We start from the raw sequence: 20,200 nt of genomic DNA, 5'->3' as shown, positions 1-20,200 counted from the left end.
TCCGCGAGGAGGCGGTCCGCTTTCTCAGCCGTCGCCTGCCCGATCGTAGAAATTCCCGAAAAGCAACATGAACTGGTTGATGACGCCGTCGGACTGGCCTTTCGTCTGGGCTTTCCAGGCCGCCAGGAAAGCGTCCCAGAGTTGCGCCTTGCGCGCCTTGAACAGGGATTCGGCCCCATGCAGTTTGGGCGCGTTCTTGTCGAGCTGCTCCGGATCGAGAGCGTCGAACAGGCTCTTCACCGCCTGCTGCATGGCCGCATAGGTCCGAAGCTGATGCCGCTTCAAGTCCGCGAAGCTGGCCTCGAGCGCATCGAGCGCGTCGAGATAGCTGCGCGTTGGCGGGCCGAACATGATGCGCAGCGCATCCTGCGGCGTCGGCGTGAATTTGAGCGGATTGTTGTCCTGCGGCTGGATCAACGTATATTCGCCGCTGCGCGCGATGCGCTTGGCTTCGACCCGCGCCTGCAGCAATTGCTGCAATTCACCCGCGACAATCAGCGCGAACTTTCCCATTAGGGCGCCCAGTTCCTCAGGGCTTTTGCCGGAAAGCAAATCCTGCGGAATCCCCGCCGCCGAAGCGAAGGCTTGCATGAAGGCGTCCGAGGCCCCCCGAACAGCGCCTTGATCGCCCCGGACGGCCGCGAATGGCGGGTCCGCGCGATCCGGCGGCGGGACAGCGGATGCGGCTGCGGCTTGTGCCTTGGGCTGCGCGGGCGTGGCGATGTCCGGCGCCGCGCCCCAGGCGTCATCGTCGAAACTTGCGCGCCGGCGCGGCTCCGGCGCGCGCGGCGCCTCCTCTCGCGGGACGGGCCTTGGCGACAGCGGCGCCCAATCCATCGATTGTTCCGCCGGAATGAATTGCGCCGTTTCCCCGATGCGCGGGGCGTCGACCGCATGGGACAGGAAATCGCCGAAGACGGGACTAGGTCTCCCCTGTGGCCGCAATTCCTTCGGATCGATGGGCGGCGCCACTTCGCCGCCGACGTCCCAGAGCGATTCATTCGAGTGAGGACGGTCGATGGTCGGCCGCGCGGCGCCGGGCTCGGCGTCGGAGGCGCGGCGCGCCTCGCCCGTGATCGAAACGCAAATCAGATAGTCGCCAATCTGAAGCCGATCGCCATGTTTCAGGCGATAGGGAGATTGAACCCGCGTCAGCGCGCCATTCACGAAAGTCCCGTTGGTCGAGACGTCGATGAGCATGTATTCGCCGGACTGATATTTGATTTCGCAATGCTTGCCGGAAATGAAACGCTGCGGGTCTGGCAGGCTCCAATCCAGATGCTGGTCGCGCCCGATATCGGCGCTTCGTTGACCGTTGAGCGTGAAGGAAAGCGGCCCGCCGTCCGGCAGGCTGGAATGGTTCTCGATCTTCAGCGTCAGCGCCATTGCGGGGTTCCTCAATTCGGCGCCTCAGGCGAAATCCATGCCCTCGTCCAGAGATCGCAGAGCAAATTCGACCCAAGCAGTCATAATAGCCGGTCTCCTGTCGTTAGCCAGTCTTGTTGAAGCGGAAAGCAGGGCCACGCGGACCGCTTGCGCGGTCGCGGCGGGCGAAGGCGACATTGGCGCGCCCCCGGCCGGCGCAATACTGCCGCCTGACCACGCCGCCGCCAGCGCGATCCATCCTCCCGAAAGTTTGGCGCTCGTTTCAAGGCCGAGATCGAGCGCCTTCCGGCGCGCCGCCTCTTCCGGACGCAGCGCCCATTGCCGGGCCGCCGCCACGCATGCCCGCTCGCTCGCCGTCAGGTCCTTCATGTCGCGCATGGCGTGACATGCCCACCAGACCGCTTCGCGACGCGGCAACAGATAAGCGCAATAGGAGATGGCGGCGTCAGGACGCTTCTCGGCCAGACATCGACGAATAAAGGCGACGGATTCCTCGGCGCTCGCCTCCTCCCCCGTCTCGATGGCGGCCGTCGAAAAGGATGCAAAAAGATCCTTCAATGTCGCAAATCGAATCCTGTTCATGGACTCAATTCCAGTCGATCTTCGGCGCCGAGAAAGCGATATGGCCGGACGTCACCTTGATCTCCGTCGGCGTGATTTCGATGACGCTCGCGCCGCAGGTCAGTTTGATGCTCTGGTCGGCCGTGACCGCCTGATTGCCCGAAATTTTTATGATCTGGTCGCCCGCCTGGATCGTCAGATGGTCGCTGCCCTTGTCGAGCGTCGTCGTGCGCGAGGCGTCGGTTCCGCCCTGAAATTTTTCGCCGATCTCGTTCGTCTCCGTATTCAGCACCGTGACTTGATGATCCTTCTGTGCGTGCATCCGGATCAATTCGGAATCCTTGGCGTCGTCGAACATCAGCTCGTTATATCCGCCATGCCCGAGCGTGCTGTCCGACTTTATCCCCGACTGGGTTTTCTGCTTTGGAAGCGCGTACGGAAATTCATTGTCGCCATTATAGACGGCGCCGACGACCAGCGGGCGATCGGGATCGCCTTCGAGAAATTCGACGACCGCCTCCATTCCGATGCGCGGAATGAACTGGCCGCCCCATTGCTTGCCGGCCCAAACCTGGGCGACGCGAACGCGGCAGGATTTCATTTCCTTGCGGTCCCAATGGAACAGCAAGAGGACGCGGCCATATTTGTCGACGTCGATTTCCTGGCCCTCCTCGCCGACGACGCGGGCCGTCTGCGGCCCATGGATCAGCGCCTTCGGCGTCAGCAGCGGCGGCCGATAGGGAATTGAGGCGTCATGGAGTTCGTAATTTCCCGAATAATCGGCCTCGCCGGAGCCGCCCGAACGATAGCTCTGCGCGACAAAGGAATGCTTCGCCCGCAGGATCAAATATTCGATCTTTTCCGCCGGAACCGGATGGCGATCCAGTGTCGTGAAGCCCCCCGGAAACAGACTGATGGCGTTTCCAATCGCATAGCGGCGTTTATCTTGAGCCTGATCGGCGTCCAGACGCACTTTGGCGCCTTCCTCGCCATCCTTCATTTCCGTATACAGCCCAGGATAGTCATATATCTCCATCTGACCCTTGCTATATTTTGAAGCAGATTCCTTTTCCGTTTGCAGCTTTTTTGTGGGCTGCTTAAAATCGTAATCGTTCAATTTATATTTACCGGATCGGAATTGCCGCTCGCTGCTCCAGCTCCGGAAGTATTCGACGTCATGTCGCGCCTGGAGATCGTCAAAATACGAAATTGTCGCGTGGCCGGGAACGGCATCATGGGACGACTTGGAATCGGCCAATTTAAGCATATGCGTCCCGGCAGTATGTTCGAAAAAATAATATATCCCGAACCTTTCCATCAATCGGCAGACAAAATTCAGATCTGTTTCACGATACTGAACACAATATTCGATCTTGCAATAAGGTTTTGTCGTCACGGCCTTGAAGTCGCTGAAACCGCGATCGCGGAACACCTCGTCGATGATCTGGATAACTGTCTTGTCATGCCAGATCCGGCAATCCGATGTGCGCGAAAGTAGCCAGAGCCAAGGGCGCAGAACGATCCGATACAAGAAGAGTTCGCGAAAGGCCCCGACCGCCTCGGCCTCCACCATCACGCCGTTGAAATGGCGATCGGGACCGTCGGGCGAGCTGAAGGTCACGCAGCAATTGTGGCCGAGCGCCTGGTCAAAATCGATGTGATCCGAAGCACTTAGAACCTCGATGCGAAATTCGAAAAGCTCGCTGACGCCTTCCGTAGCGTCGAAGCGCGCCAGAGCCAGAACGTCCTTCCCCAAAGGGCTTGTAAACGCGCTCGGGCGGCCTTCCTGTAAAAGCTGAGACATTCGTCCACCTATACTTGCGCCATTCTGCAAAAACTTGACGATATAAAACATGTCCCCCATAGTCGGGCGGCGCGCCTTGGCGCCTGAGATCGAATTTGAAATCGTTTAGACTTTTCGAGCGTCACAACCGGCTAAACACAATCTTGGCCCATTTCGTTCCGTCCGATGGCGACGGAAGAAGGAGCGCGCGAGGAGCAACATGGCCATCTTGCCGCTAGATCAGTTGATCAAACCCGTTTCGGACGACAGCGCTTGTGGCCCCGATCTGGATCTGCAATTCGATCCCGATTTCATGAATTTCCTTGCCCGGGTCGAGGGAACCCTGCCCGGCCAATTTTTCACGCGCGATCAGGAGAGCGGAAATGAAAAGCCGTTTGAACGCGGCTCCCTGAGTTTTCAGGGCGAGGTCGCGACGGCGGAAGAACTGCTGCTCCGCACCCGCGACATTCGTCTCCTCGTGGCCCTTGCCAAGTTCGCCGCCCTCGATCGCAAGCTGCCGGATTTCGTCGATCTTGTGGAGACAATCGCCAACCTGCTCGAGGCGCGGTGGGAGGAAGTCAATCCTGGCGCGGAAGGAGACGATTTCGCCTTGCGCCTGGCGTCGCTGCAGGCGCTCGACGACATGACCCACATCGTCCTTCCCCTGCAATTCACGCCGCTTATTCGACATCCGCGCGCGGGCGCCATTACTTTTCGCCACAAGCTCGTCGCCGATGGCCTCTCCCCGCGCGAAGGCGAGGAGGTCCCCGACGCAACGGTCATCGACCGCGCCTTCATGGAAATTCCGACCGAGGATCTGATCGCGCAACGCGACCGTTTCGCGCGTCTGGCGGCGGCGGCCGCGGCGATTGGCGCGACAACCGCCGGTCGCCTCGGCCATCAAGCGGCCGTTCGCCTCGATTTGCTGGAAGGCTTGAGCAAAAAGATCCTCGCCTTCCTCGACGATTTTGTCCGCCGCAGGGAGCCGGCCCTCGCCGCGCAGGCTGAGCCCGAGGCGACGAACGGGGACGCCGCCCAAGGCCCCGCGACGCTCGCCGGCCCAATTGCGACGCTTGACGACGTCTCCGCGACCCTGGCGGGAATAGCCGCCTATTTTGCGAAATCGGAACCTTCGAGTCCGGCGCTTCTTCTGATCCAGCAGGCGGCAAGCCTGGTCGGAAAAAACTTTCTCGAAGTGATCCGCATTCTCGCGCCCGATTATTTCGATCAGGCGCGGATCGGGGTGGGCAGGAACGAGACTTTGGACCTCCCGCTCCATCGGCTGTCGGAACTGTTTGGAACAGAAGTCACGGAGCCGCCCTCGCCCGTCGCCAGCACGGTGAATATCGCCGACAAGTCCGCCGCCGTCGCCGCATTGCTTCAGATCGAGGCCTATTACGCCCGCAAGGAACCATCCAGCCCGGTTCCATTCCTGTGCGAGCGGGCGCGCAAATTTTCATCCGCAGATTTTCTGACAATATTGAAGGAAATACTTCCATCCGATGCATTGAAACAGCCAGGCTCAAGCTATTAGCGCGACGTGTTGAGCATTGACGTTAGCCAAAATTGCAGTAATGCTTTGGGTTCTGACCGATGCCGAGCATAATCGCCCATGGTCAGCTTTTAGAAGGACCGTTCGCCATGAGTTCGGACAGCGGCCAAAAATTCATCCGTCGAAATCGCGTCCCTCGCGTTCATATCAGCTACGACGATCCCTACGACGCCGAGCGGAAAATCGAGCTGCCTTTCGTCATGGCCGTCCTAGCGGATCTTTCGGGGGATTCCTCCGATATCGCCAAGCCGGAAGTAGGCGATCGAACGTTCCTCGATATCGACATGGACAATTTCGAACAGCGCATGGCGGCGATCGAGCCCGGCACGAGTTTTCGCGTCGCCAACAAACTGGGCGAAGCCGACGAAAAGCTCGCGGTGAAACTGAAATTTCAGAAGATGGAAGATTTTTCGCCCGCAGCGGTGGCGAGGCAGGTTCCCTCGCTCGCAAAATTGCTGGAGGCGCGCGAACAACTCGCCAACCTCATGCGTTACATGGACGGCAAAGCTGGAGCCGAAGAGCAATTGAAGAAACTGTTGAAAGATCCAGCGCTCATGGCCGCCGTTGGTGAAAAACTCGCGAAAAATCCATCTGAAGGCGGCGCGGAACAGTAAACCGGAAGGACTGCGAAATGTCGACAGAAGTCAACCCGGTCCCTCAAGGCGCGCAAGTCGAGACGCGCGAAATAGATGAATTTTCAGCCCTGCTGAAACAGAGCTTCCGGCCGCGCACCGAGCGCGCGGCGACGGAGGTCGAGAACGCCGTGGCGACGCTCGTCAAGGAAGCACTGGCCGACGAGTCTGTCGTCAAGGAGGACGTGCTCGATACGATCGAGAGCATGATCGCCAAGCTGGACGCCATGCTGACGGCGCAGGTCAACGAGATCATTCACGCGCCTGAATTTCAGAAGGTCGAAAGCGCCTGGCGCGGGCTGAACTATCTCGTCTTCAATTCCGAGACGGACGCACAGCTCAAGATCAAGGTGATGAACGTCTCCAAGACGGAGATCTACAAGAACCTTCGCCTCTATCCCGGCGCCCGATGGGATCAAAGCCCCCTCTTCAAACGGGTCTATGAGGCGGAATTCGGCCAGTTGGGCGGCGAGCCTTATGGCGCGATCGTTTGCGACTACGCCTTCAGCCATCAGGCGCCGGACGTGCAGCTCATGCGCGACCTCTCGAAGATCGCGGCGGCGGCCCACGCCCCGCTTTTCGCGGCGGCAGACCCCGTCTTAATGGGCATGGACAGCTGGAACGAGCTGATGAACCCGCGCGATTTGTCGAAGCTGTTCGACACGCCGGAATATGCCGCCTGGAAGGGCGTTCGCGATCAGGCGGATTCGCGCTACCTCGGCCTCTGCATGCCGCGCGTGTTGGCGCGCGTGCCCTATGGGGCCAAGACCGAGCCGGTCGAGGAATTCGCGTTCGAGGAAGACACCGATGGACACAAGGGCGAGAAATACGCCTGGATGAACGCGGCCTATGCGATGGCGGTGAACGTCAATCGCGCCTTCAAGGAATATGGCTGGTGCACGCGCATCCGCGGCGTCCAGTCCGGCGGCGAAGTGCTGAATTTGCCGACCCATACCTTCCCAACCGACGATGGCGGCGTCGACCTGAAATGCCCGACGGAAATCGCCATCAGCGACCGCCGCGAACACGAACTCGCCAAATCGGGCCTCATCCCGATGATCCATCGCAAGAACACCGACAAAGCGGCCTTCATCGGAGCGCAATCGGTCTACAAGCCCAAGGTTTATGAAGGCAAGAACGGGGTGGAGGCGACCGCTTCCGACAATCTGTCGGCCCGCCTGCCCTATATGTTCGCCGTATCGCGTTTCGCCCATTATCTGAAATGCATGGTGCGCGACAAGGTGGGCGCCACGAAAGAAAAAGAAGGTTTACGGATCTGGCTGCAGGAATGGATCATGCAATATGTCGATGGCGATCCATTGCATTCCAGCGAGAGCACGAAGGCCAAATTGCCGCTGGCCGACGCGCGTGTCGAAGTATTCGAAGACGAGACAAATCCTGGCTATTATAGCGCTCGGTTCTACTTGCGGCCCCATTATCAGCTGGAAGCGATGGACATCGGATTGAGCCTCGTGTCGCGTTTGCCCGGCGCCAAGATTTGATGCCGCCGAATTGTTTCCAGTACCTGTTCTGTTTCATGGGAGGGTGCGATGGCTGTACTAAAGGCTGACATTTTCATCAAGCTCGACGGCATTGAGGGCGAGTCGCAAGACGACAAGCACAAGAACGAGATCGAAGTACAGAGTTTTTCGTTCGGGGTGACCAATACGGGTTCTCACGCCGCCGGCGGCGGCGGCGGCAGCAAACATTCGCATATCGGGGATGTCCATTTCACGAAATTCGTGGACAAATCATCACCCAAGCTCTTTTTGGCCTGCGCTACAGGCGATACGATCAAAAAGGCTGAATTGACCTTCCGCAAAGCGGGACAAAAAGCAGGGCAGCTGGAATATTACAAGATCACTCTTAGCGATTTGCTGGTATCCTCTTTCCAGCAGTCCGATAGCAGCGGGCATGATCTGGGAACAGAGCAAGTTTCGCTCAATTTTTCGAAGATAGAATTTGATTATAAAGAGCAGAAGCCGGACGGATCGCTCGGCGGCTCGGTCAAGTCGGGGTATGATATCAAACACGCGAAGTCCGTTTGACGCGATCAGTTTCGGGCGGAAGGCGTGGCGCCGTCCGCCGAACTTTCCGAGGCTTCGAAATGGCGAGCGTCGCGCAGAAAAACCGGCTTGGTCCGCCGTTCATGTTCGCCTTCAGAAGCGCGCATGAGCAAAAGGACGCCAGGCGCGTACTTGATTTGCGCGACCAGAGCGGCGAGCGCGTCATCGCCGCCCGGCGCAGCTCCCTCCGGCTGGCCGTAACAGAACCCGTTCTGCGCAAGGAAGTCGCGCATGATCTCGAGCAATTGATGAATTCGATCGCGCTCGAGTCCACGCAGGATCTCACGTCCTGCCCCGAGGTCAGGAAATCCATTCTCAACTACGGCTTTCCGGACATGGCCCATCGCTCGCTCGATGAAGCGAACCTGTCGGATGTTGCGCACGAAATCGAAGACGCTCTGGCGCGCTATGAGCCCCGCCTCGTCCGAAGCACGATCAAGGTCTATCGGGACGAAAAGGCGGACAAGGTCGCACTTCGACTTCGGTTCGTCGTACAGGCGGACCTGTTCTGCCGTCCTGTCAATGTGCCCGTCGAATTCATTGCCGACGTCGAATATGACAGCGGCAAAGTCACGCTCAGTCGATTTTAACGCGCATGGACCGCGAGTTCCTCGAACATTACAATCGCGAACTGCAGTTATTACACGAGCAGGCCAAGGAATTTGCCGAGGAATATCCCGGCATAGCCGACCGCCTCGGCGGCCTCGTCTCAGAGCGAACAGACCCGATGATATCGGGCCTTCTCGAAGGCGCAGCCTTTCTCGCGGCTCGCGTACAATTAAAGCTGAAGCATGAGTTTCCCGAGTTCTGCAACAATCTGATCGAGCAGCTTGTCCCGAATTACCTTGCGCCGACGCCGTCCTTCATTCTGGCGCGCGTATCGCCGCCCTTCGGCGACGCCGCCCTTCGCGAAGGCCGCAAAATAGCGCACAACTCCTATCTGGAAGCAAATTATCGTGAGCTCGACCGACAGGTCGCCTGCCGCTTTCGCCTCGCCAACGAAATCATTCTTTGGCCGTTCGAACTGACGGAAGCGCAATATTTTCCGACGCCCGGCCCGCTTCAGGCGCTCGGGCTTTCGACTGGTCCAAGAGTGCTATCCGGCATGCGTCTGACTTTGGCCCATCGCAGTTCGGCCAAGTCCGAGGACGAAAAATGGGACGCGGAGACAGCCAAAAAGCCCGAGTTCTGGTTCGCCGGCTGCAAGACTGATGACCTGACCTTCCATCTGATCGGCGGCGAAGCGGACGCCGTCGCGATTTACGAACAAATATTCGCACACCGCGTCAGCGTGCATTTTCGCTATCTCGACGCGTTCGGGGATCCGGTCTTCGTCGCCGCGCCGCCGGACTGCCTCTCGCAGATCGGCTTCGACCCGGACGACGCCCTTTTTCCAAACGACAACCGCATCTTCACAGGCTTCGAATTCCTGCGCGAATATTTCGCCTTTCCGCGCAAGTTTCTCGGCTTTCGCCTGAGCGGCCTGCGCAAGGTCTTCGCCAATATCCCCTCGCGTTCGGTCGATCTTTTGATCACCTTCGACGAGATCAATGCGCGTCTCGCTGCGGCAGTGGCGCCGGGCATGTTCGCGCTCTATTCCGCGCCTGCGATCAATCTGTTCGAAAAGACGCTCGATCGCATCCCCGTGCGCCGCAACCAGCATGAATATCATGTCGTGCCGGACCGTGGCCGCTATCTCGATTTCGAGCCGCATCGCGTGCTGGAGGTCTATGGCCACTTCCGGGCCGGGCGCGACAAGGTGAAGGTTTACCCGCTCTATTCCGCGGCGGTGGACAGCTTCGCCGAGCCGGAACTGGCCTATACGGTCAGGCGGCTGCCGCGCCGGCGCTCGCAAGAAGAGCGGCGGCACGGCGGTGCCTCGAATTATACCGGCACCGATATGTTCATCTCGCTGGTGGAGCGCGCCGGTCTCGCAGACGAGCGAACCGTGGTTGAACTGAGCCTCAAGGCGCTCTGTTCGAACCGCCATCTCACCGAACATTTGCCGGTTGGCCAGGGCGGCGCCGATTTCAGGCTGCTCGATCAGTCGGAATTGATCCTGACCTGCGTTTCAGGGCCGACGCCGCCGCGCGAGCCGGTCGTCAAGCAATTGCGGAGCCGCAGCGAAACGGCGGGCGCCGGCGCGGTGACGTGGCGCCTCATCAATATGCTCGGGCTCAATCACCTCGGACTGGTCGAACGCGGCGCCAAGCAGAACGCCCATGCCTTGCGCGAACTCCTGTCGATGTTCGCCGATATTTCCGACAACGCCATCGAGCGTCGCATTCGCGGCGTCAGCAGCGTGGATTCACGGCCGATCGTGCGTCGCATGCGGCAAGCAGGCGGCGTTGGCGCGGCGCGCGGTGTCGAGATCGCGGTGACAATCGACGAGAAAGCCTTCGAAGGCAGCGGCGCCTTCCTGCTGGGCGCCGTGCTCGATCGTTTCTACAGCGAATATTCCAGTCTCAATCATTTCACCCAGACCGTCGTTCGCAGCCTTGATCGCGGCGAGATCGCGCGCTGGCCCGTGCGCGCGGGGGCGAGGAGGCTGCTATGACCGATCCGAAGGAGATGGAAAAAGAGCCGTGGCGGTTCGACTTTTTCGACACTTTGCGGCGCATCGAACGCCGGGGCGCCTTGCCCGGGACTGGCCCGCTGCCGCGGATCGGCGACGCCAGTTCGCGCCGCGAAGAATATGTCTTGCTGGGCCAGGACCCCTATTTTGACTTTCCCGCCTCCAATCTGAGCAAATTTCACAAGCGTTCGGACGGCCGTGTGCAGATCCTGGTCAAATTTCTGGGACTGCTCGGCCCGCAGGGCGCCTTGCCGCTCGCGACGACCGAGGAAGCCTTTCACTGGAGTCTGGCGCGCGACGACGCCTTTCCGCGCTTTCTCGACCTTATCAACCACCGCTTCCTGCAGCTATTCTATCGCGCCTGGGCGGATTCCCGGCCTGCCGCTCAACACGACCGCCCCGATGACGACCATTTCATCGCCTATATCGGGTCGACGATCGGGATCGGATCGCCGCCCTTCCGCGAACGGGACAGCGTGCCAGACTGCGGCAAGCTCGGCTATGCCGGCCTGCTTGGCGCCAAGGCGAAATCGGCGGCGCGTCTGCGCGGCGGGCTGCGCGGCTTGTTCGCTGTCGAAATCGACATCGAACAATTCGTCGGTTCGCGTCTGGAGCTGACGGCAGACGACTGCACCCGGCTCGGCGCGGCCTTTTGCGGGCTTGGCGTCGACACTATGCTCGGCGGCGTGTTCTTCAGCGTTCAGGACAAAATCCGCATTCGAATCTACGCGTCGGATATGGTCGAATACCGCAGGTTCCTGCCGCAGGGCGACCGTTGCGAGCCCTTGGTAGACTTCATTTTTTTCTATCTGGGCGACGAGTTCGACTGGGACGTCGAATTGGCGATCCCTGCGCCCAAGGCGCAACCCATGCGCCTCGGCGAGGCCGGCGAACTCGGATGGACCACGTGGCTGTCGCCGGATCTTTCCTCCGCGGGCCACCGCTCCGACGCCTTGTTTCATCCGGCGGAGCGACTGCGGCGAAAACGGAGCGAGGCGGCTTCAGCCTGAATTCACCGGAATCCGGCGGGGACGAAAATGACCGACATCAGTCTGGAAGCCGTCACGGGCAAGCTGAACAGGATCGGCTACGACGCCTTCATCAAGGCGTTGAGGCAGGCCAAGAGTCTCGGCAATCGCCATGTCGAACTGGCGCATTGGCTTTTCCAGATTCTGCAGAATGATCGCACCGATCTGGCGCTGACCTGCGATCATTTCAAACTGGATCGCGCCCGGCTTGCGGCGGATACGTCCCGCGCCATCGAGGGCCTCAGGAAAAACGAGACGGAAATGCCGGGCGTGTCCAACACGATCACGGATCTGCTCGATCGCGGCTGGCACTATGCGACCCTGTTGTTCGGAGAGACGCAGATCCGCACCGGCTATGTGCTGGTCGGCGCGTTGAAATCGCTGGAGCTGCGCCGCGCCTTTGTCGCGATCTCCCCGGAATTTTCCAAGATCCCCGTCGATCAGCTCGCCGCCGAATATCCCAAGATATGGAGCGGGTCCGAGGAAGAAAATCTGCGCCCGCTTGATGGATCCGGCCTGCGCGGCGAGGGAACGCCGGGAGCAGCGGCTGCGGGCCAGAAGGGCCAGACCGCGCTCGACCGCTTTTCACAGGATTTGACCGCCAAAGCCGCCGCCGGCGACATGGACCCGGTGCTTGGCCGCGACGAGGAAATTCGGCAGCTCATCGACGTGCTGATGCGACGGCGCCAAAACAATCCTATCCTGACTGGCGAGGCGGGCGTCGGCAAGACGGCGGTGGTCGAGGGTTTCGCCCAGAGGATCGCCGCCAATGACGTGCCGCCGCCCTTGCGCGGCGTCCGCCTTTGCGTTCTTGACGTCGGCCTGATGCAAGCCGGAGCCTCGATGAAAGGCGAATTCGAGCAGCGGCTGCGTTCCGTGATCGACGAGGTCCAGAACTCGCCGCAGGCCATCATTCTTTTCATCGACGAGGCGCACACGCTGATCGGCGCGGGCGGGCAAGCGGGCACGGGCGACGCGGCCAATCTGCTCAAGCCGGCGCTGGCGCGCGGAACCCTGCGAACCATCGCCGCGACGACTTGGTCCGAATATCGGCAATATATCGAAAAGGACCCTGCCCTGACCCGCCGGTTTCAGCCGGTGCAGATCGACGAGCCAGACATCGACCGCTGTTGCCGGATGTTGCGCGGCATTCTGGGGCCGATGGAAAAGCACCACAAGGTGCGTATCTCCGACCCCGCCATCGTCGCAGCCGTCGGGCTTTCCAGCCGCTACATTCCAGCGCGGCAATTGCCCGACAAGGCGGTCAGCTTGCTCGACACCGCCTGCGCCCGCGTCGCCATCAGCCAGAGCGCGACCCCGGCGGCCATCGCCGACGCCCGCGTCGAGCAGGCTGCGCTGGAACAGGAGAAGACGGCGCTGGTCGCAGACCGCGACCTCGGGCCGACCAATGACGCGCGCATCGCGGAAATTGACGAACAGTCCAAGATCATCGGCGAGAAGCTCGCCGCGCTTGAGGCGGCCTGGGAAGGCGAACAGAAAATCGTCGATGAAATCCGTTCCCTGCGCGCAATCCTCGCCACGCCGGAGGACGGCGCCGATCTCGACGACGCCCGTTCGAAGCTCGACGAAAACTTCCAAGCGCTCGAAGGCATCGAACCGGAAAAGCGGATGATCTACGCCCACGTCGATGCGCAGGCGGTCGCCAGCGTAGTCGCCGACTGGACCGGCGTTCCGGTGGGGCGAATGGTCAAGGACGAGATCGAGAACGTCCTGCGCCTTCCGGAAATACTGAACCGTCGCGTGATCGGACAAAGCCACGGCCTCGCGATGATCGCCAAGAGGATCGAGACCAATCGCGCCAAGCTGGACAATCCGAACAAGCCGATCGGCGTGTTCATGCTGTGCGGACCTTCGGGCGTCGGCAAGACCGAAACCGCCCTCGCCCTGGCCGAGGCGCTCTATGGCGGCGAGACCAACATGATCACCATCAACATGTCCGAGTTTCAGGAGGCGCATACGGTCTCGACACTGAAGGGCGCGCCTCCCGGCTATGTCGGCTATGGCGAGGGCGGCCGCCTCACCGAAGCGGTACGGCGCAAGCCTTACAGCGTCATCCTGCTCGACGAGGTGGAAAAGGCTCATCCCGACGTCCATGAAATCTTCTTCCAGGTCTTCGACAAGGGCGTCATGGAGGACGGCACGGGTCGGCGCATCGATTTCAAGAACACGCTGATCATTCTCACGTCGAATGTCGGCACCGACCTCATCATGGAGCTGAGCCACGACAAGGCCTTCGTCGAAAATCCGGAATCGCTCGCCGCCGCCATGCGCCCGGAACTGCTCAAGGTTTTCCCCGCGGCGCTGCTCGGGCGCATTGTCGCCATTCCCTATTTTCCGCTGTCGCCGGACATGCTGGCGGGCATCGTGCGTTTGCAGCTCGACCGCATCGGCAAGCGCATCCACGACAACCACGGAGCGGCGTTTTCCTACGAGGACGCGGTCGTCGATCACATCGTCTCGCTCTGCAACGATCCCGATTCCGGCGGCCGCATCATCGACAACATCATCACCAACACGCTGCTTCCCGCGCTTTCGCGCGAGTTCCTCAAGCGGTCGCTGGCGAAGGTCGAACTGACGGAGGCGCGAGTGGGAATCGAGGACGGCGTCTTTCGCTATCACTGGGGCGGCGGAGTCGGCGAGCGCGAACAGAGTCCCGCCGCGCCGGAGGCGACGGAAGACGCGAGTCCGTAATTAAGGGAGGTGGCTATGACCGCCAATCGCTTCGAACAGGTTGACGAATTGCAGGATGACGCGCTGAACCTGTCGCTGGCGCAGACGCATGAGGGTCAGACCGGCCGCGTGCGCGTTCCCGTCTCCGCCATCGAGGGCAAATTGCCCGGCGGCGTCGACAGCGGCGACATTCCCGCACGCGACGCCTTTCGCGGCGCGATCAAACTCGCCAATGATCTCAAGCTGGCGATCGTCGTGATCGATCCGGACAATATTTGGCAGAAGGAGTGGGGCGAGCTGTATCGCGACTGAATTTTTCACGCGAGGCGCCGCGACGCCGGAAGCTGGGAGAGGACGATGCCGGTTGCCCTTCAGGAAACCACGGCGACCATGACGGCCCATTACGCCGGCGCCCGGCCGGCCATAAGCTATGCAAGACGCGGCTCCGTCGCCATGGCCGTTCTGCACCAGGGCCGCTCCAGCGGCCCCATCGTTTCCGGCAGAATCCAGAGCGCGGCGCGGGCCAGCGCGATCAAGCTCACCGCCAGCATGAACGTCCTGGCGGACAGCATCGCCGACATTCAGCAACAATATGAATTCCACCTTCTTCAGCTGGCCTGGAAGCCGATCGATTACGCCTTGTATGCCGGGATGACGCCCTCTGACGGCAGCATGAAACTTGATTTCGCGGCGCCGCCGCTGTTTCCGGGGAGCAGCTCGTTTCTGCTCGACGCCGACGAGAATGGCGCGCCTCCGTTTCCATTCGTCGAAGCTGGCGGCGTCGCAATTCGCGGCGGCGGAAAACCCGGCGCCTGGGTGGCGTCGCTCGAATTCCACGATCATCCCTTCACGGATCGCCCGCTGGCTCTTCCCAATTTCGCCACGCGATCCGCCCGCGGCGGCGACGACAAGAAGAACTATCTCTATCAGGTCGAGCGGTCGCTGTTCTTCTTCAACACATTCGTCGTCAAAGACCTGAACACGGGCGTCATCAAGCCGATTGGCTTCATCAACTGGAAAAGCCGGCTCGTGGCCAAGATCCGATGGCGGATCAACTCAGATGGCGCGCCTGAAGCCCAGCCCGCCGAATTGATCACATCCTATTTCACGTCAGATGATTATCTGACGGGAACGCCCAACAGCGCGGCGGAGAAAATGATCGTCAACCCGCCGATGGATCCGGCTCAAACCTATAACGCTCTTGAGACCGCGACCTTCGGCGCTGTCCTGATGAGCCTGTCGAATTCCCCGAATATTCAGGCGAGCGGCGGCTGGTCCGCCTCGGTCCCGGCTACGCATTTTGCGCCTTGACGGCGTCCATCAAGAGCCTGTTGCCCGCCACTTCTTCCAGCGCCGCCGGAATCAAGCGCCGCGACTCGTCGATGGTCTTTCCCGTCGATGCGGCGACGAATTGCGCCAGTTCCTCATGGTCATGCGTTCCATCGAGCTGCTGCAAAAATGAATTCCAGAACGGATCGATCATCCGCACGGGCTTGTGATGCAGCGCCGCCAGCACCTCTTCGCCGCGTCGCGCCTGCGCCCGCGCCAAAGGACTTGCCAGCGGCCTTTTGCCGGGGCTCCGCGTAAAGATTGGCGGAGCCGTAGCGAGGGTGACCGCCGTGTTGACGAAAAGCCGCAGGATGGCTTCGACAACATCTGGGGAGCCCGCATATTCGTCCAGAAGAACCGCCGGCTCCGACGCCAGTCGTCCGAGCAGGCCGCCAAGCGCCGGATCGTCGGTCTCGAATTCCACGCCCGTCCTGGCCCGGAACGCAAAAGCCTTCTTGCCCGGTCCCGACGCCGGCGTGAGGTCGGCGGAGGCATAGAGCCCGACCACCCGGTCCGGCGTCGCGATCCGCTCAATTTTCTCCCCCGCGCGACAGAACAAGGACCAGCGAAAGGGGCGCATGTCGGTGAAATCGAGCAATTGTTCGAACTTCACCCAATCGCCGCCGGTATGCTTCTTCGCGGCGTCGAAACGAACCGAAGGAAACAGCCCGTCATTGAGAACGGAGGGATGCGCGTCGGCGAGATAATCGAGCCCCTGCGCTCGCGCAGCGTCCGCGACGTCGCTCAGGAATTGCGGTTCCCAAACCTCCCCCATTTCATCATGAAACAGCACTTCGATCGGCCGATTCAGATTGTCCTGCGCGGCTTCGAGCAGGGCCTTCTGGAATGGCTTCTCGGCCGACCAGCCCGACATCTGATATTCGAGCGCGGCCCGCGCCGCCTCCATGCGCTGCTGCGGGTCGTGGGCGTCCCGCAGGACATAGACGAGATAGTCGCGAATGGTTTCCCGCACCCTGCAGCCGGGAAAGGCGTTGTAGCTGATGAAAGCGACGCCGTCGGCGGACAGCTTCTTGCCGATCATCGCCATCAAGGCCGCGCGGACGTCGGCCGAGACCCAGGAATAAACGCCATGGGCGATGATGTAATCGAATTCGCCCTGAACGGCCTGTTCGTCCCTGATATCGGCCAGACGCAATCGCACATTGCCGAGACCAGCCCAGCCAATCGTTTCCTCGCCGCGCGCGATCGACGATTCCGCGATATCAATTCCGAAAAATTCCGAGTTCGGCGCGCCGACCGCCATATTCGCAATATTGACGCCTTCGCTGCACGCGACTTCCAGAACGCGGCACCGGCCGAACGGCGCGCCGGGCCGCCCAAGCAATTGCGCCAGCGCTCCAATCGTCGCGGGATGCGTCCGCGTATTGGGCCAGTTCGGGTAGCGAACGCTGTCGTAGAGCGTCGTCATCGGATTCCACCGAAACCAATGTTGATCGATTACTGCCTCGCCGCGAGTATGTCCGCGACCGCGCTCAATGTCACGGTCGCTTTTGCTCGCGACGCGGCGCATGGGGAGTCGTCTTGCAACGCTCAAGCGCCAGCAATTTCAGGTCACACGGGCGACAGTCGCGGCGGCCCCAATCTTGCCAATCCAGCCGGCCGGTGTCAGACTGCCCGTCGTTCTCGCGGCATTTGGCATGGATCGCAAATCGATCGAGCGCCGCGATCCAGGGTCGCCCTCGATCGCCCTGTCGCCATCGTCAAGACACCCTGCCCACATCACCTGGCTCGCGCCTAAGGCGCTCGTTTGAAGCCAAAGGAGGAACGTCATGGGAGGCATTGGGAACGCCATCGGCCCGAACACCGGTGACGCGGCTCTGGCTGTGGGCCTCACGGGCATTGCGCTGGAGACTGCGCTCGCGGCGAAAGTCGATCATCTGACCAAGCTGGTCCATATCCTTTGGAAAGAGGCCGAGCGCCTCGAACAGATCGTGCAGGTGATCCCGGAAGGGCTGCGGATCAAATCCGGCGCATCGGAAGTCCTCGTTCTTAAGAACGGCGGCATCATAATCAACGGACTGCGGGTCCTCGTTCAGACGCCGGGGAAGAGCGAATTTTATTACTGAACCGACCAATGGATAGGCGTCGGTTTGGGGCGCTCCGACAGGGGCTGCGACGTGCGAAAGCGCGGCGGGGATGCATCTGACGGAAATCAATTGGCATAAGCTGAGCGCAAAGGGCGCAGAGCCCCTGGAGCGCGTTTCCGACGGGCCGCCTTCGCAGGCAGCGGCGCTACGAATTATGAGCGGAGTCCAGTTTCTCGCTGGATACTCCCGCCTCCACGCAGGCTATCCACCGGCAAAGTTGAACCGCCGCATCCTGCCATCGCTGCCACTGGGACAGTTTCACTATTACACCGACGCGCTCGGCGTCCCCCGGGCGTTTTGCAATTGGACGTGGCTCAGCCCGCAAGTTTTAAGCGATACGCTCGCCACCGGGCGCGACCTCGAAGCCCACGAGTTCAACTGCGGCGACCTGCCCTTTTTCTATGAACTCCTGGCCCCATTCGGCCATTGCCGCCCGGTCGTGCGCGAGCTTCGCAGCCTGCCCTTTTTCAAGGGCCGCAGCATACCCGCGATCCGCGGTGAAATCCGCAGCGGAGGTCCCTTCACCCCGCGTATCCAGTATTTCCAATTTTGAGAGGGACTACTTGACCGGAAACATCCGAAGACTGTCGTCTCCTGAAAATGCAGGAAAAGCCGATGACACGCGTAACCCAGTCGCGGCATGTGTCGTGCCGCCGCCCCTCAAGCACACTCGCAATACTGCTTGCGATCGCGCTGTCCACGAGCGCCAATGCCGGCAGTAATCCGTCGAAATCCGACAGGCCGACTGCTGGCAGGGGTGTGCCGGCCTGGGTCCGCCGGGAGTGCCGGCCGGCGACGCCTGCAGAATTAGCTGCGCAGCGGGCGGGGCCCGGCGAATGGTTTTATCGAACGACGTGGGATTTTTGTTATCTGGACACACGGCCCGGCTTGTGGTGCCCGCCATATTGTTGATCCATAAGTCTCCTGCGTGCCCGATTGCGACACGTGCCTCGCCGGATACCATTTCAGTGACGCCGCCTTCACATCCTTCCCATTACGGAGGCCCCTATACCCCTCCAATCCGGCAGCGACGCCCATTTAGCATTTTTTTGAGGTTAGACCGCGTTGACGCCTATATCACCGGTTCGGATGCGAACTGCCTGTTCGACGGCTGCGACAAAAATCTTTCCGTCGCCTATACGGCCGGTCTGCGCGCTTTTTTGGATCGCCAGAATCGCTTCGTCCAATTGGTCGTCATGCACGACGACCTCGATCATCACCTTGGGAAGGAAGTCGGCCACGTAAGGGTTGCCATGGTATAGCTCGGTGTGACCCAGTTGGCGACCGATGCCCTGAACCTCGGTCACGGTAACCCCTCGCGCGCCCAGCTCTTGCAAAGCTTGATGCACCTCGTCGAATTTGAACGGTTTGATGATCGCAACGATCTTCTTCACAGCCCACCGCTCCTCTAAAGAAAAATGCGGCAGTACGACCATAGCGAGATTCGCGGCCAATAGGGCGCGTGCGTCGTGTGAGAGCCCCGTCTCACCGAAATTTGATTGCCGTGCGGCGCGGAGGAAATATTGCTTCGTTACAGAGGCGTCGCGCCCTTTGCCGCCCGCTGCACATTGACGGATTGTTTTTTGAACACGCGAAAGGGCGCGCAGTGGCGATGAAGTCCGCAGTTTTGCTTTTCCGTCAAGTCGATCGGCTCGAGCGAGGCATGGTCGCCGTCGCGTTTACAGGCGGCGTGGGCGCTGGGGTAATAGACAGGCGCCTCGCCGATCGTCGCCAGTGTATTGCCGACGACGAACCGCAGGGCGTCCGCTCCACGCAATTCCACATAGCCGGCCGGCGGATCGTTCAGGCGCGTCGACCGTTCCGGATCGGGATGGCAAAAAAAGGCCCCACCCTTGGTGATCACCCGCCGCTGCTTCCACGTATTTTTCAAGTCAGACAGGTCGTCGGGGACGTAAAAGCCCATGGCCCCGCCAATGCTGGTATCGTCGACTGATCCCGTCGTCTTGCGGAACACCCGGTATTTTTCGCAACGTGGGGCCGCCCCGCGATCTTCGCGGAGAAAGCAGTTTTCGGCGGCCGTGAGACGGTGCGGGATGGTTGGGCAGCTGAAGTCGGGCAGGTGACTGATGAACTTGGCGCTGATGTAAAAGTCGAATTCATCCATAGACAGGTAGTCGTCGTATCTAATCCCGATGGAATTGCCGATGATGAAGTTCACGGCCATCTGGCCGTGCAACTCAATGAATCCTTGGTCTGGATACTCGGGTGGTAGCGGCGGCGCCTCTGCAAAACCTCGCGTGGCCGCCAGCGAGAGCGAGAATAGAGCAATTACGAACGCAAGCAGTCTTGGCATTAGAATCGGCGGGTTCGTTGCAGGAACAGTCCGTTTGTTGATTGCCACTGAGAACTGACCCGCTTTGGGCGGGCATTTCCACTGAGATTTGACCCATGTTTGAACTTCTCCCGGCTGGCGTCAGCGGGGGTCTTTGGAGTGATAGACATGGCGTTATTGAGCGTTATCCGGCGCT

Annotated in this window: 18 protein-coding genes; 12 read left to right on the top strand and 6 right to left on the bottom strand. The window is 60.7% G+C overall.

Annotated features, from left to right (window positions below; translation table 11 throughout):
• Positions 1 to 24 precede the first annotated feature (24 nt).
• From tagH to tssI, 3 genes are read right to left on the bottom strand one after another with little or no spacing between them, the layout of a single operon-like run.
• Positions 25 to 1,386, bottom strand: a complete 1,362-nt coding sequence (gene tagH, locus QZ409_RS06110; protein WP_296707923.1) for a type VI secretion system-associated FHA domain protein TagH — start codon at positions 1,384 to 1,386, stop codon at positions 25 to 27.
• Positions 1,387 to 1,410: 24 nt separating this feature from the next.
• Positions 1,411 to 1,968: a hypothetical protein gene (locus tag QZ409_RS06105; protein WP_296707921.1), complete on the bottom strand. Its 558-nt coding sequence runs from the start codon at positions 1,966 to 1,968 to the stop codon at positions 1,411 to 1,413.
• Positions 1,969 to 1,972: 4 nt separating this feature from the next.
• Entirely contained in the window at positions 1,973 to 3,751 is a 1,779-nt protein-coding gene (gene tssI / locus QZ409_RS06100; RefSeq protein WP_296707919.1) for a type VI secretion system tip protein TssI/VgrG, read from the bottom strand.
• A 199-nt stretch (positions 3,752 to 3,950) separates the two neighbouring features.
• Between tssI and QZ409_RS06095 the strand changes: the two genes are divergently transcribed.
• The 10 genes from QZ409_RS06095 to QZ409_RS06050 all read left to right on the top strand — a co-directional run bounded on the left by QZ409_RS06095 (position 3,951) and on the right by QZ409_RS06050 (position 15,585).
• Positions 3,951 to 5,264 (top strand): type VI secretion system ImpA family N-terminal domain-containing protein, encoded by a 1,314-nt coding sequence (locus tag QZ409_RS06095; protein ID WP_296707916.1) that lies wholly within the window; start codon positions 3,951 to 3,953, stop codon positions 5,262 to 5,264.
• A gap of 107 nt (positions 5,265 to 5,371) precedes the next feature.
• A complete protein-coding gene (tssB, locus tag QZ409_RS06090; protein ID WP_296707912.1) occupies positions 5,372 to 5,896 on the top strand; it encodes a type VI secretion system contractile sheath small subunit in 525 nt (174 codons plus the stop codon).
• Positions 5,897 to 5,913: 17 nt separating this feature from the next.
• Positions 5,914 to 7,416, top strand: a complete 1,503-nt coding sequence (tssC, locus tag QZ409_RS06085; protein WP_296707907.1) for a type VI secretion system contractile sheath large subunit — start codon at positions 5,914 to 5,916, stop codon at positions 7,414 to 7,416.
• Between the two features lie 48 nt (positions 7,417 to 7,464).
• On the top strand, positions 7,465 to 7,962 hold the full coding sequence (locus QZ409_RS06080; protein ID WP_296707903.1) for a type VI secretion system tube protein Hcp: 498 nt from the start codon (positions 7,465 to 7,467) through the stop codon (positions 7,960 to 7,962).
• Between the two features lie 59 nt (positions 7,963 to 8,021).
• Positions 8,022 to 8,570 carry a type VI secretion system baseplate subunit TssE gene (gene tssE / locus QZ409_RS06075; RefSeq protein ID WP_296707900.1) on the top strand — a complete coding sequence of 183 codons (549 nt, stop codon included), beginning with the start codon at positions 8,022 to 8,024 and terminating at the stop codon, positions 8,568 to 8,570.
• Between the two features lie 5 nt (positions 8,571 to 8,575).
• Positions 8,576 to 10,537 carry a type VI secretion system baseplate subunit TssF gene (gene tssF, locus QZ409_RS06070; RefSeq protein ID WP_296707896.1) on the top strand — a complete coding sequence of 654 codons (1,962 nt, stop codon included), beginning with the start codon at positions 8,576 to 8,578 and terminating at the stop codon, positions 10,535 to 10,537.
• Positions 10,534 to 11,565: a type VI secretion system baseplate subunit TssG gene (gene tssG, locus QZ409_RS06065; RefSeq protein ID WP_296707893.1), complete on the top strand. Its 1,032-nt coding sequence runs from the start codon at positions 10,534 to 10,536 to the stop codon at positions 11,563 to 11,565. Before tssF ends, tssG begins: the two co-directional genes overlap by 4 nt.
• Positions 11,566 to 11,592: 27 nt before the next feature.
• Entirely contained in the window at positions 11,593 to 14,295 is a 2,703-nt protein-coding gene (gene tssH / locus QZ409_RS06060) for a type VI secretion system ATPase TssH (RefSeq protein ID WP_296707891.1), read from the top strand.
• Positions 14,296 to 14,310: 15 nt separating this feature from the next.
• Positions 14,311 to 14,586 (top strand): hypothetical protein, encoded by a 276-nt coding sequence (locus QZ409_RS06055; RefSeq protein WP_296707888.1) that lies wholly within the window; start codon positions 14,311 to 14,313, stop codon positions 14,584 to 14,586.
• Positions 14,587 to 14,631: 45 nt separating this feature from the next.
• Positions 14,632 to 15,585 (top strand): hypothetical protein, encoded by a 954-nt coding sequence (locus QZ409_RS06050; RefSeq protein WP_296707884.1) that lies wholly within the window; start codon positions 14,632 to 14,634, stop codon positions 15,583 to 15,585.
• Here the strand turns inward: QZ409_RS06050 and QZ409_RS06045 are convergent.
• Positions 15,566 to 17,032 (bottom strand): methyltransferase regulatory domain-containing protein, encoded by a 1,467-nt coding sequence (locus QZ409_RS06045; RefSeq protein WP_296707882.1) that lies wholly within the window; start codon positions 17,030 to 17,032, stop codon positions 15,566 to 15,568. The two genes, QZ409_RS06050 and QZ409_RS06045, sit on opposite strands and share 20 nt — an antisense overlap.
• 361 nt (positions 17,033 to 17,393) lie before the next feature.
• On the opposite strand from QZ409_RS06045, the gene QZ409_RS06040 reads away from it, so the two are divergent.
• Complete coding sequence (locus QZ409_RS06040) at positions 17,394 to 17,690, top strand: hypothetical protein (RefSeq protein ID WP_296707879.1); 297 nt, start codon at positions 17,394 to 17,396, stop codon at positions 17,688 to 17,690.
• Between the two features lie 70 nt (positions 17,691 to 17,760).
• Positions 17,761 to 18,264 (top strand): toxin-activating lysine-acyltransferase, encoded by a 504-nt coding sequence (locus tag QZ409_RS06035; protein WP_296707876.1) that lies wholly within the window; start codon positions 17,761 to 17,763, stop codon positions 18,262 to 18,264.
• A 502-nt stretch (positions 18,265 to 18,766) separates the two neighbouring features.
• On the opposite strand, the gene QZ409_RS06030 is transcribed toward QZ409_RS06035, so the two are convergent.
• A complete protein-coding gene (locus QZ409_RS06030) occupies positions 18,767 to 19,105 on the bottom strand; it encodes a P-II family nitrogen regulator (protein ID WP_296708451.1) in 339 nt (112 codons plus the stop codon).
• A gap of 137 nt (positions 19,106 to 19,242) precedes the next feature.
• Entirely contained in the window at positions 19,243 to 19,908 is a 666-nt protein-coding gene (locus QZ409_RS06025) for a hypothetical protein (RefSeq protein WP_296707873.1), read from the bottom strand.
• Between the last annotated feature and the right edge of the window lie 292 nt (positions 19,909 to 20,200).

It is taken from the genome of Rhodoblastus sp. (assembly GCF_019449565.1).
Classification (GTDB): domain Bacteria; phylum Pseudomonadota; class Alphaproteobacteria; order Rhizobiales; family Beijerinckiaceae; genus Rhodoblastus.
The sequence above is the reverse complement of the archived record's forward strand: the minus strand, read 5'-3'. Positions and strand labels throughout refer to the sequence as shown.

Bases quoted from the DNA above. Each gene is read 5' to 3' on its own strand.
- QZ409_RS06045 (WP_296707882.1), bottom strand. From the start codon at position 17,032: ATGACGACGCTCTACGACAGCGTTCGCTACCCGAACTGGCCCAATACG.
- tssE (WP_296707900.1), top strand. From the start codon at position 8,022: ATGGCGAGCGTCGCGCAGAAAAACCGGCTTGGTCCGCCGTTCATGTTC.
- QZ409_RS06095 (WP_296707916.1), top strand. From the start codon at position 3,951: ATGGCCATCTTGCCGCTAGATCAGTTGATCAAACCCGTTTCGGACGAC.
- tssB (WP_296707912.1), top strand. From the start codon at position 5,372: ATGAGTTCGGACAGCGGCCAAAAATTCATCCGTCGAAATCGCGTCCCT.
- tagH (WP_296707923.1), bottom strand. From the start codon at position 1,386: ATGGCGCTGACGCTGAAGATCGAGAACCATTCCAGCCTGCCGGACGGC.
- tssI (WP_296707919.1), bottom strand. From the start codon at position 3,751: ATGTCTCAGCTTTTACAGGAAGGCCGCCCGAGCGCGTTTACAAGCCCT.
- tssG (WP_296707893.1), top strand. From the start codon at position 10,534: ATGACCGATCCGAAGGAGATGGAAAAAGAGCCGTGGCGGTTCGACTTT.
- QZ409_RS06055 (WP_296707888.1), top strand. From the start codon at position 14,311: ATGACCGCCAATCGCTTCGAACAGGTTGACGAATTGCAGGATGACGCG.
- QZ409_RS06080 (WP_296707903.1), top strand. From the start codon at position 7,465: ATGGCTGTACTAAAGGCTGACATTTTCATCAAGCTCGACGGCATTGAG.
- tssF (WP_296707896.1), top strand. From the start codon at position 8,576: ATGGACCGCGAGTTCCTCGAACATTACAATCGCGAACTGCAGTTATTA.
- QZ409_RS06040 (WP_296707879.1), top strand. From the start codon at position 17,394: ATGGGAGGCATTGGGAACGCCATCGGCCCGAACACCGGTGACGCGGCT.
- tssH (WP_296707891.1), top strand. From the start codon at position 11,593: ATGACCGACATCAGTCTGGAAGCCGTCACGGGCAAGCTGAACAGGATC.
- tssC (WP_296707907.1), top strand. From the start codon at position 5,914: ATGTCGACAGAAGTCAACCCGGTCCCTCAAGGCGCGCAAGTCGAGACG.
- QZ409_RS06050 (WP_296707884.1), top strand. From the start codon at position 14,632: ATGCCGGTTGCCCTTCAGGAAACCACGGCGACCATGACGGCCCATTAC.
- QZ409_RS06105 (WP_296707921.1), bottom strand. From the start codon at position 1,968: ATGAACAGGATTCGATTTGCGACATTGAAGGATCTTTTTGCATCCTTT.
- QZ409_RS06035 (WP_296707876.1), top strand. From the start codon at position 17,761: ATGCATCTGACGGAAATCAATTGGCATAAGCTGAGCGCAAAGGGCGCA.